The sequence below is a fragment of the Streptomyces sp. P3 genome (assembly GCF_003032475.1).
Taxonomy (GTDB): Bacteria; Actinomycetota; Actinomycetes; order Streptomycetales; family Streptomycetaceae; genus Streptomyces.
The window spans coordinates 6,865,948-6,879,783 of sequence record NZ_CP028369.1; the positions used below are offsets into that span (position 1 = coordinate 6,865,948).

General features: G+C 71.2%; 10 protein-coding genes and 3 pseudogenes. 6 read left to right on the top strand and 7 right to left on the bottom strand.

Annotated elements, in window-relative coordinates:
* Positions 1–21 precede the first annotated feature (21 nt).
* Both C6376_RS30090 and C6376_RS30095 read right to left on the bottom strand, forming a co-directional pair.
* Complete coding sequence (locus tag C6376_RS30090) at positions 22–504, bottom strand: DUF456 domain-containing protein (RefSeq protein ID WP_107446296.1); 483 nt, start codon at positions 502–504, stop codon at positions 22–24.
* Positions 505–571: 67 nt separating this feature from the next.
* Positions 572–1,555: a LuxR family transcriptional regulator gene (locus C6376_RS30095; RefSeq protein WP_107446297.1), complete on the bottom strand. Its 984-nt coding sequence runs from the start codon at positions 1,553–1,555 to the stop codon at positions 572–574.
* Between the two features lie 1,678 nt (positions 1,556–3,233).
* Here C6376_RS30095 and C6376_RS45600 point away from each other — a divergent pair.
* The 4 genes and pseudogenes from C6376_RS45600 to C6376_RS45615 all read left to right on the top strand — a co-directional run bounded on the left by C6376_RS45600 (position 3,234) and on the right by C6376_RS45615 (position 6,165).
* Complete coding sequence (locus C6376_RS45600) at positions 3,234–4,592, top strand: protein phosphatase 2C domain-containing protein (RefSeq protein WP_367881059.1); 1,359 nt, start codon at positions 3,234–3,236, stop codon at positions 4,590–4,592.
* Positions 4,593–4,653: 61 nt separating this feature from the next.
* Positions 4,654–5,055 carry a thiamine pyrophosphate-binding protein gene (locus tag C6376_RS45605; RefSeq protein ID WP_254076122.1) on the top strand — a complete coding sequence of 134 codons (402 nt, stop codon included), beginning with the start codon at positions 4,654–4,656 and terminating at the stop codon, positions 5,053–5,055.
* Positions 5,052–5,322 (top strand): annotated as a pseudogene (locus C6376_RS45610) (ubiquinone-dependent pyruvate dehydrogenase); the annotation flags it as partial. The gene C6376_RS45605 and the pseudogene C6376_RS45610, both read left to right, overlap by 4 nt.
* A gap of 255 nt (positions 5,323–5,577) precedes the next feature.
* A complete protein-coding gene (locus C6376_RS45615; protein ID WP_254076416.1) occupies positions 5,578–6,165 on the top strand; it encodes a thiamine pyrophosphate-dependent enzyme in 588 nt (195 codons plus the stop codon).
* Between the two features lie 120 nt (positions 6,166–6,285).
* On the opposite strand, the gene C6376_RS30110 is transcribed toward C6376_RS45615, so the two are convergent.
* Positions 6,286–7,275 carry a hypothetical protein gene (locus C6376_RS30110; protein ID WP_367881096.1) on the bottom strand — a complete coding sequence of 330 codons (990 nt, stop codon included), beginning with the start codon at positions 7,273–7,275 and terminating at the stop codon, positions 6,286–6,288.
* A gap of 315 nt (positions 7,276–7,590) precedes the next feature.
* Positions 7,591–7,758 (bottom strand): annotated as a pseudogene (locus C6376_RS46515) (helix-turn-helix domain-containing protein); the annotation flags it as partial.
* Positions 7,759–8,146: 388 nt separating this feature from the next.
* On the opposite strand from C6376_RS46515, the gene C6376_RS30115 reads away from it, so the two are divergent.
* On the top strand, positions 8,147–8,785 hold the full coding sequence (locus C6376_RS30115; protein ID WP_254076123.1) for a DUF3455 domain-containing protein: 639 nt from the start codon (positions 8,147–8,149) through the stop codon (positions 8,783–8,785).
* 403 nt (positions 8,786–9,188) lie between these two features.
* On the opposite strand, the gene C6376_RS46520 is transcribed toward C6376_RS30115, so the two are convergent.
* On the bottom strand, positions 9,189–9,338 hold the full coding sequence (locus C6376_RS46520; protein WP_159083295.1) for a hypothetical protein: 150 nt from the start codon (positions 9,336–9,338) through the stop codon (positions 9,189–9,191).
* 896 nt (positions 9,339–10,234) lie between these two features.
* Between C6376_RS46520 and C6376_RS30125 the strand changes: the two genes are divergently transcribed.
* Entirely contained in the window at positions 10,235–10,768 is a 534-nt protein-coding gene (locus tag C6376_RS30125) for an ATP-binding protein (protein WP_107446300.1), read from the top strand.
* A gap of 312 nt (positions 10,769–11,080) precedes the next feature.
* Here the strand turns inward: C6376_RS30125 and C6376_RS30130 are convergent, their stop codons facing one another.
* The gene (locus tag C6376_RS30130; protein WP_107446301.1) at positions 11,081–12,142 is read right to left on the bottom strand and encodes a DUF2637 domain-containing protein; all 1,062 of its coding nucleotides are present in this window, start codon (positions 12,140–12,142) and stop codon (positions 11,081–11,083) included.
* A 323-nt stretch (positions 12,143–12,465) separates the two neighbouring features.
* Positions 12,466–13,315 (bottom strand): annotated as a pseudogene (locus C6376_RS30135) ((2Fe-2S)-binding protein).
* Between the last annotated feature and the right edge of the window lie 521 nt (positions 13,316–13,836).

Consider the following 13,836-nt stretch of genomic DNA (forward strand, 5'->3'; position numbering starts at 1 on the left):
GCTCCGCCGCCGGACGGCACGTCAACCCCACAGCACAGCACCCAGCCAGGCGCCCATGATCAACAGGCAGGTGAACAGCTCCGCGAGGACGCTGGAGCCGCCCGAGCGCATCGCTCTGCGCAGGGCGGCACGCGCTTCGCCGTGGCGGCCCAGGCGAAGGCGTTCGGAGAGATAGACGCCGGCCATGAACCCGGGGATGGCTCCGACCACGGGGACGAGGAAGAAGCCGAGGAACGCGCCGAGTCCGGCGTACACCGCCATCCGGGGGGTCGCGCCGCTCTCGCGCAGTTGGCGGGGCGGCAGGGACCAGCGCACCACCTGCGACACGAACAAGGCCACCGTGGCACCCACCAGAACAGCCCAGGCCACCGGCTGCGGATCCTCCAGCGCCCACCACAGGATCGCGGCCCAGACCAGCCACGACCCCGGCACGCCGGGCACCAGCACTCCGCACAGGCCGAGCAGAACAACCAGTCCGACCAGCAGGAGTTCCCACACTCCCATCTGCCCAGGGTGCCCGAGCCGGACAGCACGCGCAGGTCAAGTGGTGGTGCCCGGAGCGCCGCCGCGGTCAGTGCTCGCGGGTCACCCAGCTGCGCTCGTACGCGTGCCAGCCCAGTTGCAGCCGCGTCGAGGCCCCTGTCAGCTCCATCAGCCGCTTCACCCGGCGCTGCACGGTCCGCAGCCCCAGATCGAGCTGCTTGGCCACGCTGGCGTCGGTCATCCCGGCGAGCAGCAGGGAGAGGATCTCCAGGTCGGCGGCGTCGGGACCGTCCGGCCCCTGCTCGGCCACACCTACCGGGCCGCAGCGCAGCGGCGACGCCACCTGCCACACCGATTCGAACAGGCCGGACAGCAGCTCCAGCAGCCCGCCGGCGTGGACCACCAGTGCGGCAGGCTCGGTCGCGCTGCCGTGCAACGGCACGAGCGCGAGCGAACGGTCGGCGACCACCAGCTTCGTCGGCACCTCGTCCACCACCCGCACCCGCTCGTTCCGGCCCAGCGCGGCGGTCACCTCCGTCATGCCGTCGGGCTGGTCGAGTACGGCCCGCTCCAGGACGACGCGGTAGCGCACCCCACGGGCGGTCGCCTGTTTCTCCGCGTCGTTGTCGCTGCCGGTCACGGCCACCGTGGTGCCGGTGACCAGGGCACACACCTCGTGGCTCGCCCCGAGCTGGATCTGCAGGAAACGCTGGGCGACCGCGGCGGCACCCGTCACCACCTCGACCAGATCGTGCACCGCCGGCTCGGTCGAGGTCGCCCGATACTCCTCGGCGAGCTGCGCCGCCGTCAGCTCGGCCTTCTCCAGCTCGTGACGCTGCTGGGTGAGCAGGGCGCCCAGGGCGACGCCCGGGGGAGCGGCGACCCAGCGTCCGGCGCGGCCCGAGGACTGGGCGGCCAGGCCGTGCTGTTCGAGTCGGCGCAGGGCGCGCTCCGTGTCGTGCTCGCCGAGGGTCAGCCGGCGCGCGAGGTGGGGGACGTCGGCCGCGCCCACGGACACCAGCTCCCGGTATGCCGACTCGTGCGTCTCGTCGAGCCCTATCGCTCTCAGCATCAGGCGCTGGCCCTCCCTCTCGTTTCCCGCATCTCGGTTGCCGCGTCTCGTTTCCCATGTTCCATGCGTGTTTCTGGGGGCCCTGCGCGATGCGACGTCTCCGTGGCTGGCGGGAAACAGCCACGGCGTATACCCGCCGTCGTACATCATCGCCGTACCGCCGGTCACTCTGCCAAGGTGTGGGCGACGGCGGAAATCCGTGATCATCCACTGAAATCCACAGAGGATCTCCGGGAACGCCGTGCAGGCCCGGAACGGTCGGTCGCCATGCCGTGCTCCGAGGCCTCCGGCAAGCGTGATCCGGACTCTTGACGCGCGCAGGGGCGCACAGGGGATATGAGCCCGGATCACCCATGTCGCCGGACGGTTCTCCCGTGGGGGGTGGAACCGTCCGGCGACTCTTGCGCCTCTTTTGTCGCACTGGTGCTCAGAACTTCGCTCGGCTTGCTGGCCGGACGCGGTCAGCCGGGACGCATTTTGCGGATGCCCCGTTTTCCTACGGCCCGTGCGGTGGACAATCGGGGGCATGAGTCAGCAGGGGGGAAGGCCCACCGGTCACGAGGACGACTGGTGGGGGCAGTTGTACGACGACGACACCGAGGACACGGGACCCGCGCCCGCCGCAGACTCCCTGGACGACCGCTTCGCCTCGGCCGCGGGAGCGGTGCGCTCGGCGGGCGCGGTGGAGGGATCGGGCAGGGGGGAGGACGGCGTCGACGGCCGGGATCCCACAGGAGATGCGGGCGCAGTTCGCGGTGCAGATCGTGCGGGCGGTACGGGAGGCACGGGCGGTACGGGCGAGGGGATCCGTGTGGGCGGCACCGGCCGTACGGACGGTGCGGCCGAGGGCGTGGACGCAGTTCCCGGCTCCGGAGCCGGGAATGCGTACGGGGCAGGGGCCGAGGATGCGTTCGGGCCCGGGGGCGGACTCTCGTCCGGCTCCCGCGGTGTGAGACCCGTACCGGCCCCTCGCGACCGGCGCGGGGGCCCTGGCGAGGGCGTCGACTGGTGGACGTCGCCGGACGACGGCGCGCCGACGGCAGCGCCGTCAGCAACCGGTTCCCCGGTGCCGCCGCCGCGAGGTCGACCTGTCGCCCGGCCCATGGAGGGACCGCTTTCTGCCCCTGTTGCTGATCCCGGCCGACCACCTGTTTCTCAGGCCGGTGGGTATCCCGTTCCTGAACCCGCTTGCGAACCGGTTTACGGCGGGCGAGGCCCCGAGCCCGCTGGCGAATCCGTTACGGAACCCGTTTCCAGGCCCGACGTCCCACGTCATCCAGGGTCGACGACCGGGGGTGGCGGTGTCGAGGGGGAGGCAGGGGGTGGTGCAGGCCGGAACCCGCGAGCCCTGCCGGTGCGGGGAACCGCTGCCGAAACAGGCTCGAGCGTCGACAGCAGTGAAGAGCCTTTCGACGCGCGTACGGCGCGCGGTGCGGAAACGGTTGCCGGCGCGGGTGCGTGCCCAGGCGAGGAAACAGCCGACGTCGCCCGCGGAGGCGCTTCGCAGGGGCGACACCGTGCCCCCTGGGAGCCGCCGTCCGACACCCCACCAACGCCCTCGAACTTTCCGTCCGGACCGCTGCCGCCGGGGTTCGCCGAGCGGCCGTCCACCGGCCCCGGGCTGTCCGCCCCCGGCGCCACCACGCCGACCCGGACGACGCCCGCTGCCGCAGCACCGATGTCGGTCCTGCGGCTCCCACCCACCGCACCGCCCCCGCCCACCGCACCGCCCTCGGCACCGGCCTCCGCAGCCGAACCGCTCGGCGCACGAGGCACCCCCGGCGCCCCGCCGCGCACGGTGCCGCCCCGTCCGGCACACGTCCCGCCGCCTCCGTCAGTCCCCACCGTCCACGCCGACGGCACAGCAACAGCCCCGCCGGTTGCCGACTCCCCGGTCGCCCCCGATGCTGCGTTCTCCCCGAGCGACTCGGCTGCCGCCTCCGCGCAGGCGCTTCCGGAGCCCGAGCGCGCACCCGACGCCCGCGGCACCCCGGATCCCCGAGGCGTCGCCGGGCCAAAGGCCGGCCATCCGCCCACTGTTCCCGCGCTCCCCGCCCTGCCTCCCGCCCACGCTCTCAGGGACTACGTCGGCTCGGGGCCGCCCACCTATGACCCCGAGCCCACCGTTCTGCCGCCGGCCGATCCGGACGAACTGGACGATCTGGTCGCCGACACCGTCCTGGACGGAGCCCGGTACGGGGCGTGCGCGTTGCGGGCGGTGTCCGTGCGGGGGGATTCCGCGCGTTACCGGGGCGAGCCGCGCCGCGACTCGCTTCTCACCGCCCGCTTCGGCACGGGCGAGCAGGCACTGATCCTCGTCGCGATGGCGACCGGCGCCCGGGCGACACCGGGAGCGCACCGGGCGGCCGCCGAGGTGTGTCAGTGGATCGGGCGGGCCGTGGGACGCAGTCACGTCCGCCTGGCGGAGGACATCCGCGCGGCCCGGCGCGGCGACCTGAAGTCGGGCCTGCACCGCCTCACCGACCGCAGTCTCGGCCGGCTCCGCGCCAGCGCCGCCGAGCAGGGCCTCGAACCCGAGGAGTACGCGGCCACACTGCGCTGCCTCCTCCTGCCCGCCGACCCCGACTGCCGCACGCGCGTGTTCTTCGGTGTCGGCGGCGGCGGACTGTTCCGGCTGCGCGACGGCACGTGGCGGGACATCGAGCCACGGGTCGGCGAGGTCGCCGGAGAACCGGTCGTCGGGTTCGGTTCGCTGCCGGCCGAGACGCCCGAGGGTGACCGGCTCACCATGGACCTGGGCGTCGCGACGCCGCCGAGCCCCTACGACCCGGCCCCCGAGCCGCCCCGGGAACCGTTCCGCTTCCGTGCCTCGGTAGCCCGCCCGGGGGACACGCTCCTCATGTGCACCGGGGGCTTCGCCGATCCTCTGCGCGGTGAGCCGGAGCTGTCCGCCCATCTGACGGGACGCTGGTCGGGTCCCACCCCGCCCGGTCTGGCGACCTTCCTCGCCGACACCCAGGTGAGGGTGAAGGGCTACGCCGACGACCGGACCGCGGCGGCCGTCTGGGAGGCGTGAGCGGGCCGTCGCGGCCACTGTGGAGGGGAGAACCGACAGCGACCGAAGGGTGCGTCGATCCATGGCCAAGCAGAACGTCGCCGAACAGTTCGTCGACATCCTCGCCCGCGCGGGCGTGCGACGCCTCTACGGCGTGGTGGGCGACAGCCTCAACCCCGTGGTGGATGCGGTACGCCGCAACCCCGCCGTGGACTGGATCCACGTCCGCCACGAGGAGACGGCCGCCTTCGCCGCCGGCGCGGAGGCCCAGATCACCGGGAAGCTCGCCGCATGCGCGGGCTCCTGCGGGCCCGGCAACCTCCACCTCATCAACGGCCTCTACGACGCCCACCGCTCGATGGCTCCCGTCCTCGCCCTCGCCTCGCACATCCCCTCCAGCGAGATCGGCCTCGGCTACTTCCAGGAAACACATCCGGATCGGTTCGGCCCGGCGACGCCGAGATCGACGCACTCGTCGAGATGATCGACGCCGCCGCCAAGGTGACCCTCTTCTGCGGAAGCGGCACGGCCGGCGCGCACGCCGAGGTCATGGAGTTCGCCGGAAAGCTCAAGTCCCCCGTGGGACACGCCCTGCGCGGCAAGGAATGGATCCAGTACGACAACCCCCGCATACGAAGCCACCCACGAGTGCGACCTGCTGATCCTGCTCGGAACCGATTTCCCGTACAACGCCTTCCTCCCCGACGACGTGCAGATCGCCCAGGTCGACGTACGGCCCGAACATCTCGGCCGCCGCTCCAGACTCGACCTTGCGGTGTGGGGTGACGTACGCGAGACGCTGCGCTGCCTCATTCCGCGCGTACAGGCCAAGGAAAGCCGGCGGCTCCTCGACCGCATGCTGAAGAAGCATGCCGATGCGCTGGAGGGGGTCGTGAAGGCGTATACACGGAAAGTGGAGAAACACGTTCCCATCCACCCCGAGTACGTCGCCGCCGTCCTCGACGAACTCGCCGACGAAGAGGCCGTGTTCACGGTCGACACGGGCATGTGCAACGTCTGGGCGGCGCGTTATCTCACGCCCAACGGCCGCCGTAGGGTCATCGGTTCCTTCACTCACGGCTCGATGGCGAACGCACTGCCCATGGCGATCGGCGCCCAGTTCACCGACCGCCGCCGTCAGGTGGTCGCGATGTCCGGGGACGGCGGTTTCTCCATGCTCATGGGCGACTTCCTGACCCTCGTCCAGTACGACCTGCCCGTGAAGGTCGTCCTCTTCAACAACTCCTCACTGGGAATGGTGGAGTTGGAGATGCTGGTCGCCGGTCTCCCCTCGTACGGCACCACCAACAAGAACCCCGATTTCGCGGCCGTGGCACGTGCCTGCGGGGCTCACGGTGTGCGGGTCGAGAAGCCCAAACACCTGGCCGGGGCCCTGCGGGACGCCTTCCGGCACAAGGGCCCGGCCCTCGTCGACGTCGTCACCGACCCCAACGCCCTGTCCATCCCGCCGAAGATCAGCGCCGACATGGTGACCGGGTTCGCCCTGTCCGCCTCGAAGATCGTCCTCGACGGGGGAGTGGGCCGCATGCTGCAGATGGCACGCTCCAACCTGCGTAACGTACCTCGCCTCTGACGGTGCGCTCGGTCGGGCGAACCGTCGGCCCGGTGGCCTTCGGCCATGCGGACCCGCGGCCACGCCGGTCCGCCGGTCCGCTGGTCGGTCGTGTCGCGCGGGCGCGTCGTCTGGCAGGAGTCAGTCGGTTGCCGGGACCCATCGGCGCTCGCCTTCGTCCGAGCCGTACCAGTAGCGCGGCAGCCCCTTGATGCCGCTCGTGCGGAACGGGCGGCCGTGGTCGTCGACGCGCACCGTGCCGGAACGGCCCTGAGAAGACCAGTCCAGCTCCAGGTACCAGTTGCAGTCGCAGTTCTCGGTCCGCGCCGTGACGAGCAGAACCTCCGGGTCCTTGCTCGACACGCGGTAGGGCAGGCTCACCGCCGGAATCGGCGCCCCCGCGTCGCTGCTGGCGACCGATTGCGCCACGGGACGGTCCTTGTCCAGGTCGACCGCGAAGTAACGCTCGGTGAGCGAACCGCCGCAGCTCTGGTCCATGGCGTACACAGTGCCGGGCGCGGGTGTGGCACGGCCGACCACCCGTACCCGCAGCGCCGTCAGCACGACAGTTGCGGAGCTGCGGCCCTGGACCGAGATCTCCACGTTGGTCTCCCGCCCGTGCACCGCGCCCTGTGCCGTTGCCCAGGGGCCCGCGTCCTGTTCCGCCGGAGGCGGGGGAACCTGCGCGGGAGGCTTGTCGATGACGTAGTCATGACCGCAGCCGAGCGCCCAGACCTGGGAGTCGGCTGTCCAGGCGAGCGGCGCACCGGTGTCCGCGGCGGCGTTCCTGCCGCCGGTCGGAGCCGCGCCGTTCGAGGGGTTGGCACGGCCGGATGCGGGGACGGACGAGGTCGCGCCGGGCGTGGGCGAGCCGGGAGCGGGGGCGGCGGGAGTGGGGGAGTCATGGGGAACGGCCCTCCCGGTCTGCGTTAGGGAGTCCGGCGCGGACGAGCGGGCCGTGTCGACGGAATACGGGTGGCGGCCGCCGTCCGGCAGCGCGGAGAGCATGCCCAAAGTGGCGAGAAGCGCACAGGTGACGCCGACGAGGACCGTGGCGCGTCGGCTGCGGTACCACGGGTGGGGAGAAACCGGTTGCTCGTGTTGCTTGCCCGGTTTCTGGATCTGGACCACTGGTGAAGCCGCGGTGAGCGGTTGCGATCGGCTTTCCGGGCTTCCCGCCGTGACTCCTGCTTCCGATTTTTTCGGCGCTTTTCCTGTGGCTGGGCCTTCTTCTGTTTCCCGGAGTGTCTGGTGTGTCTGGGGCGTCTGATTTTCCGGTGTTTCCTCGGTTGTCAGGGCGTCCGTGGCTTCTGGCGCTTCCCTTGTTTCCGCCACGCCGCCCCTGGGCCGCTGTCGTGCCGCTAACGCTCGCAGCCACCGTCGGTGCAGTTCGAGGCGTTCCTCCGGCGTCGCCCCGCAGAACTCCGCAAGCCGCTCGACGGGAGCGAAATCTTGTGGAACCGCTTCCCCCGCGCAGTAACGGTGCAGAGTCGACGTGTTCATGGCCAGTCGGCGGGCGAGGGAGCCGTAGCTGCGCTCCGTGCGCCCCTTCAGCTCGCTCAGGAGCGCCGCGAACTCGGTCACTTCGCCTGCACTGTCGTGGGTCGACACCATTCCCCCGTGCTCGTCCGGCCCGGGCGGTCATCCCAGGCACCCGTATATCTGCACGTCAGACGGGATGGGATGGTTCCACCGCAGTCGATCGGGTGAAGACCGTTGCAGTCGACCGGGGAGACCGCCGATGCTTTTGGTGCCGCACCGACCAGGGGCGAACCGACCGATCGGCCTCGCAGCGACACCGCACGGCTTTCACCGTGCACGCCCTCACGAACGCGCCGAAGCGCTGGACCGACCGGACTTCGGAACGTGCGGCGCGGATCGCGGTGAGTGCGCGAGGTTAGGCGGGTGAGAGGTCTTTCGGATTCCTTACGCAGCACTTTGCCGTGAGAACCGGGCGACAACCCGCCCGTACTGTCCAACAGGAGGTTCCGCCCGGGCACACATGGCGGCGGAGCACCGCATTCGGCACATCCTTCTTCGACATGTGGAGTCGTTTCTCATGCTCTTCAGCAAGCGCGCCGCCCTGAGGACCGGAAGCATCGTCACCGCCGTCGCCGCGGTGATCGGCACGGCGGCCGTCAGCCAGGCGTCCGGCAGACCTACGGTCGACTCACACACCGTGGCGCGGTCGCGCGTGACGCCGATCGCTCCGCAGCTACGGGTACCGGAAGGCAACAAGAGGATCGCCGAGCTCGCCGCCAAAGGGGTGCAGACCTATGCCTGCTCCAACGGCGCATGGACGTTCGTCGAGCCGGCCGCTACCTTGTCCGACGCGCACGACAGGCGCCACCGGCCCCTCGCTCTCCACTCGCGCGGCCCGGTGTGGGTCTCCACGGTCGACGGCAGTGCCGTCAACGCCGCCGCAGTGCCCGGCGCGAGCAATCCCCGTGAAAACGCCGTCCCGGAGCTGCTGCTCAAGACCACGGCCAACCGGGGGAGTGGTCTCTTCGGTTCCGTCTCCTACATTCAGCGCCTGAACACGCGAGGGGGCGTGGCGCCCACCGCTTCCTGCGAGGCGGGAGCACAGATCGGTGTGCCCTACTCGGCGACCTACTTCTTCTACGCGCCGGCCGATCGGTGAACCCCAGCGGCTCCTAAGACACTCCGGTGACGGAGTGGCTCCTGGCTGCCCGGTGCGATCGCCACCAGGCAGCCGGTCACCCCGGCATCCACGGCCTCATGACCTGCTGCCCGCCAGGCCCTCGCCGCCTCGAGGACCCGATAAGGTGCTTCACCTGGGAAGTGCCTCTGACTTGAGTGGGAACAAGGACCTCGACAATCCTCATTCTTGCTGGTCAGAGGCACTTTCTGCTGTCCTGGCCGCCTGCCGGACAGCCCGCTTCATGAAAGCCCGAGGCTAGATCGACGCGGTGACCGACGAGGACGGCAAGCTCGCGGACGATCTCCGCAAGCATTACCTCATCGCCGCCTTCCAGAGGGAGTCGGGGACCTGGGAGGAGAAACAACCACGCCAACGGCGTTCTTCAGGCGCAGCACGTCCCGCTCGCGTGGAAGGCCGCCGACAACGGCACGGCGAACTGCAAGGAGGCTGTCGTCACGCTCACCTGGGGCGGCGGCGACACCACCAAGCTCATCGTCGACATGACCCGCGACAGCCACAAGATCTTCCACATCGGTACGACGGGGGTCGAGGCCGCCCGGAGCCCTGCCCACCGCCGTCCGCCGCAACTCACCGGGACCCGCTGGAACCCACCGGGTTCAGGCCAACCTCGCGTCCGCTCTCAACTGTCACTCCCCTTCCTCGGCTACGGCCAGGTGGGCAGAGGTGTGTGGGCCCGCGTGCCGAGGGCCGGCGGTCAGCTGCCTCCCGGCTGCGCGGGCCGGACGGAGGGGAGAGCGGTCGGCGGGCGGTCGTCCGGAAGATCAGACGGGCCGGCGGGATGCCGGTCGAGCGGGTGCGCTCCCTCGGGGAACGCATCCGCACTCTCGTTCCGCGTCCCTCGGCCATAGCGCCAAGCCGTCCGCCGGCCTTCCCCAGGGCGGTGAGCACGGCGGGCCGGCAGCGCACCTCTGCCCGCAAGCGCCGTCCCGTCAACCGGAACACGCAGGTCGACCAGGCATTTTGGCGTACGGCACTCCCGTCGAACGGTACGTCCCCGAGAGGCGTTCGAGCCCGGGGCCGCGGCGCGACCCGCCCATGGTGTCCGGACGGCGCGGGTCCGCTCGGCGCGTGCGGGCCCGGCAAACGGTCGGCGTCCCTGGGTTCGGTGCCGCGCGTCCATGAGGCCCGGGGCGCCTGCGACCGTGACTTCTCGCGGCGCGCGACCTCATGATGCCCGCCCCGGGAGGCGGGTGATGTTCCCCGGCAGGTGTCCCGACGGGCCGGTCCGCTTCGGCATTGCGGCAACGACGCGCGGAAACCTGCCGAAATCCCTGTTCCGTCGCCCGAACATGGCCGAACACCGGGCGTTGGCAATTCGACATGACTGGCCCGGTGTCGATCGGGCATGGATCCCCGTGAACGTGTTCGAGCATGAGGGGAACCGACATCGACACGCGGGCGGGGGCCATGGAAAGGCAGGCACGGGGAAGCGGTCCGGCAACGATCGCGGGTACCTCGACGACGAGAAGGACGAGAGGGGCGAGAGGGACGGGGAAGGCGGAGGACACCGGGGAGACCGGCCAGGACCCTGTCGAGACCGCGGCGGAACCCGGCCGGGGCTCGCAGCTCAGGCGCCGACTCGGACGGGCCGACCTGCGGGCGGTGCCCGAGGCGCGCCGGGCGGTGCGGGAGCTGCTGCGGGGCTGGGGGAAGCCCGGCCGTTCCGAGACGGCGGAACTGCTCACCAGCGAACTCGTCACCAACGCGCTCGTGCACACCGACGACGACGCGGTCCTGACGGCCACCGTGTCGCCGTCCGGCCTGCGCGTGGAGGTCCGGGACGGCGCTGTCGGCCGGCCCCGTCCGGGCGAGCCGTCGCCCGACGAGGGAACACACGGGCGTGGACTGATCCTGGTGGAGTCCCTCGCGGACACCTGGGGAGTCCGGGCACTGGGCGGCGGCAAGGTCGTCTGGTTCGAGCTGGCAGCCGGAGCCGCCTGAAACGTCGAGCCCCGGGAAGAGGACGGGCGTCGAAACGGCGGAAACAGCGGAAACGGCGGATTCGGCGGACGGGTCTCGCGCGGAAAGCGCGCGAGTCGAAAAGGCGTACCCGCGTGGAGGAGAGGGACACCGCTGTCGAGCGGAACGACCGGCATCCAGAAGACGGAGTGCCGGGTCGGCCCTCGACCGACCGGGTGGCGGGGTGCAGGGGGCCGACGGCGTGCAGAGGGGCGGCGCGGCGCGGCCCGTATGCCACGGGAAGGGGGCGCGACCGTGACGGTCGCGCCCCCTTCCCGAGATCCTGGCCGGACGTCAGCCGAACTGCTGCTCCAGGTCCTTGAGCTTGCGCTCCAGGGAGTCCAGGCGCGGCAGGGCCATGGTGTCGTCCTCCGCGGTGAGGTCGACGGTGGCCGACGCCTCAGAACCGTGACGGACGGGCTGCAGGGAGGGCCGTGAGCGAACGGGCAACTGCTCCGCCGAATTCGCTATGGCAGGCTCCGCGGCGACCCGCTCGGCCGTGGCCCGCTCCAGAGCCGCCTGGGCCTCGACCTGACGGCCGCCGCCACCACCGCGGCCGGGGAAGCGGCCGTGACCCCGGCTGATCGCCTTGAGCTGTGCCCGCTCGACCCGCTGCTGTTCACGGCGGCGCAGCTTGGTCTCCTCCTTGCGGGCCTTGTCCTCGCGGACCTCCTCGACGGCCTCGTCCAGGCTGCGCACACCCTCGAGGAGCATCAGCGACCAGGCCCTGTACGTCTCGCGCGGGGCGCGCACCCAGCGCACGACGCGGATCTGCGGCAGCGGACGGGGCACCAGACCCTGCTCGCGCAGCGCCGCCCGGCGGGTCTGCTTCAGCGCCCGGTCGAAGAGGACGGCCGCCGACAGGGACATGCCGGAGAAGAACTGCGGGGCTCCGTCGTGCCCCAGGCCCCGGGGCGCGTGCACCCAGTTGAACCAGGCCGCGGCGCCGGCGAACGTCCACACGAGTATCCGGGAGCCGAGCGCCGCGTCACCGTGGCTGGCCTCGCGCACTGCGAGCACGGAGCAGAACATGGCCGCGCCGTCCAGGCCGAACGGCACCAGGTATTCCCAGCCGTTGGTGAGGCCGAGGTTCTGCTGGCCGAAGCCGACCAGTCCGTGGAAGGAGAGCGCGGCGGCAACGGCCGCACAGCAGAACAGAAGGACGTAGGAGGCGGTGCCGTATATGGCTTCCTTGCGCCTGCGGCGCTCCTCGGTACGCTCCCACGAATCGTCCGCGCTCGCGCTTGCCCCCGAGGAGCGCTTGCCGCGCGCGAGTACCGCAACCGCCGCCAGCATGCCCAGGAGCAGTACGGCGCCCGGAAGCAACCAGTTCAGCGATATGTCGGTCAGTCTCATCTGGGGTCCCTTGCATTGGGATAGGGCGTAACGCCCGCCATAGTGGCCCAATCCCGCCGTCCCTCAGGGGGTTTCGGGGCAAGAGGCCGCCAAGGAGGTGCAAGGGAATGCCCAGGGCGACGTTCTGCTCGAACTGCCGCTTGAGGGGCGGGAGTTGAGTTCGAATAAGACTACCCGTACGGGTGGTTCAACGGAAAGTTCCCGTGGCAGGTGAGAAAGATGTGAATTGCTCGTATCCGTAGGGCGGTCTCGTCCGGGTGATCTTACGGGACGTCCTGCGGCACCTCGTCGGCGGGGCGTCCTCGCCGGCGTCTGAGGGGCACTCAACCGGCGGCGGCAGCAGTGAGCTTGGTGACGCGGGCCGCGTCGCGGGTGCGCGGGCAGGTGGCGCAGGTGTCCTCGGGGCGCACCGTGTAGAACAGGCAGCAGCTCGCCCGGTCGCGGGTCGGCAGGGGCGTGCCGCCCGGGCCGGTGAGGTCACGGAAGGCCGCCGAGCCGACGTAGGGGTGGGTGGCGCCCGGGAGCAGGAGTTCCAGTTCCCGTCTCGCCCGCTCGTGCTCGTCGGGGCCGAGCAGTTGGGCGACATGCCAGAGGCCCTCGACGATCTCGTCCGTCACCATGCCCCACAGTGCCCGGCCACGGCGCCGCGTGCGGGGACCGAAGCCAGCGAGCACCGGCTCGTGGTGCTCGGCTATCGCCGCCCGCACCTCGGTCCGCAACGCCTCCTCGTCCCGTACGATCCGGGCGCCGGGCAGCAGCGCCGCCGGGTCGTCCGGCAGGCAGGCGAAGGAGGCCGGCGGGCGGACGGCCATCCGCATGCCGCCGCCGGTGCGGTCGTACGAGACGTGTGTCACGGGGAAACGGGGCACGCGGCGGTGCAGGAACCAGGGCACGGTGATCAGCAGGCAGGCCGGCCAGGAGTACCGGTGCAGTCCGAAACCGGCGATCACATCCGGACGGGCCCGATGACCGTAGTCACGGACGACCTGCTCCTCGTCCCAGGAGAGGTAAGGCCTCCAGCGCCGGTCCGCCCTCCGCCAGCTGTGCCGCGCGCACCCAGCCGGAACCCTCGGGAAACGGTTCCGCGTGCCCGAGTTCCGTGACGCTCAACCCCGGCAGCGCCTCCATGAGGCGTGCGTATGCCTCGGCCGTGGCCGACGAAGCTGGGGGCATGGCGGACCGCCGTTTCGAAAGCGCTTACAGGTAAGCCTAACCTAAATCACTGTCGTCGGGATTTGAACTGACGGCCAGTGCGCCTAAGGTGCTTGACGGACGAGTAACAACCACCCGTAATGACCGCAAGTACCGACAACGCCGGAGGAGGCCCCGTGGAGCACAGTTCGCAGGGCTCCACGGAAACGGGAACGGGGACGCCGGTTTCCCAGCAGGGCGACGGACGGGCCCGGGTGCCGGTGCAGTCGAGGGCGGGGTCCGCGGGGCCGGCCGGGCCCGTGGCGTCTGCCGGGGCTACGAGGTCTGCCGGGCCCGTCGACTCCGCCGGGTACGGCGAGTACGACGGCGACCAGGGAGAGCGCGAGCGGTGTGGCCCGGCGGGCGCCGCCCGCGGGGAGCACACACACGGCGAGACCACGGCACCCGATCCGGCCCCAGCCCCCATGTCGGCCCCAGCCCCCGTATCACCCTCTGGCACCGTATCGGACCATGGCCCCGGTCCGGACCCGGCGCCTGTTCCG

Coding starts and splice junctions, on each gene's coding strand:
- C6376_RS30125 (WP_107446300.1), top strand. CDS start 10,235: ATGGAAAGGCAGGCACGGGGAAGCGGTCCGGCAACGATCGCGGGTACC.
- C6376_RS30095 (WP_107446297.1), bottom strand. CDS start 1,555: ATGCTGAGAGCGATAGGGCTCGACGAGACGCACGAGTCGGCATACCGG.
- C6376_RS46520 (WP_159083295.1), bottom strand. CDS start 9,338: ATGTGGAAGATCTTGTGGCTGTCGCGGGTCATGTCGACGATGAGCTTG.
- C6376_RS30090 (WP_107446296.1), bottom strand. CDS start 504: ATGGGAGTGTGGGAACTCCTGCTGGTCGGACTGGTTGTTCTGCTCGGC.
- C6376_RS45600 (WP_367881059.1), top strand. CDS start 3,234: ATGTCGGTCCTGCGGCTCCCACCCACCGCACCGCCCCCGCCCACCGCA.
- C6376_RS45605 (WP_254076122.1), top strand. CDS start 4,654: ATGGCCAAGCAGAACGTCGCCGAACAGTTCGTCGACATCCTCGCCCGC.
- C6376_RS30115 (WP_254076123.1), top strand. CDS start 8,147: ATGGCGGCGGAGCACCGCATTCGGCACATCCTTCTTCGACATGTGGAG.
- C6376_RS30130 (WP_107446301.1), bottom strand. CDS start 12,142: ATGAGACTGACCGACATATCGCTGAACTGGTTGCTTCCGGGCGCCGTA.
- C6376_RS45615 (WP_254076416.1), top strand. CDS start 5,578: ATGTGCAACGTCTGGGCGGCGCGTTATCTCACGCCCAACGGCCGCCGT.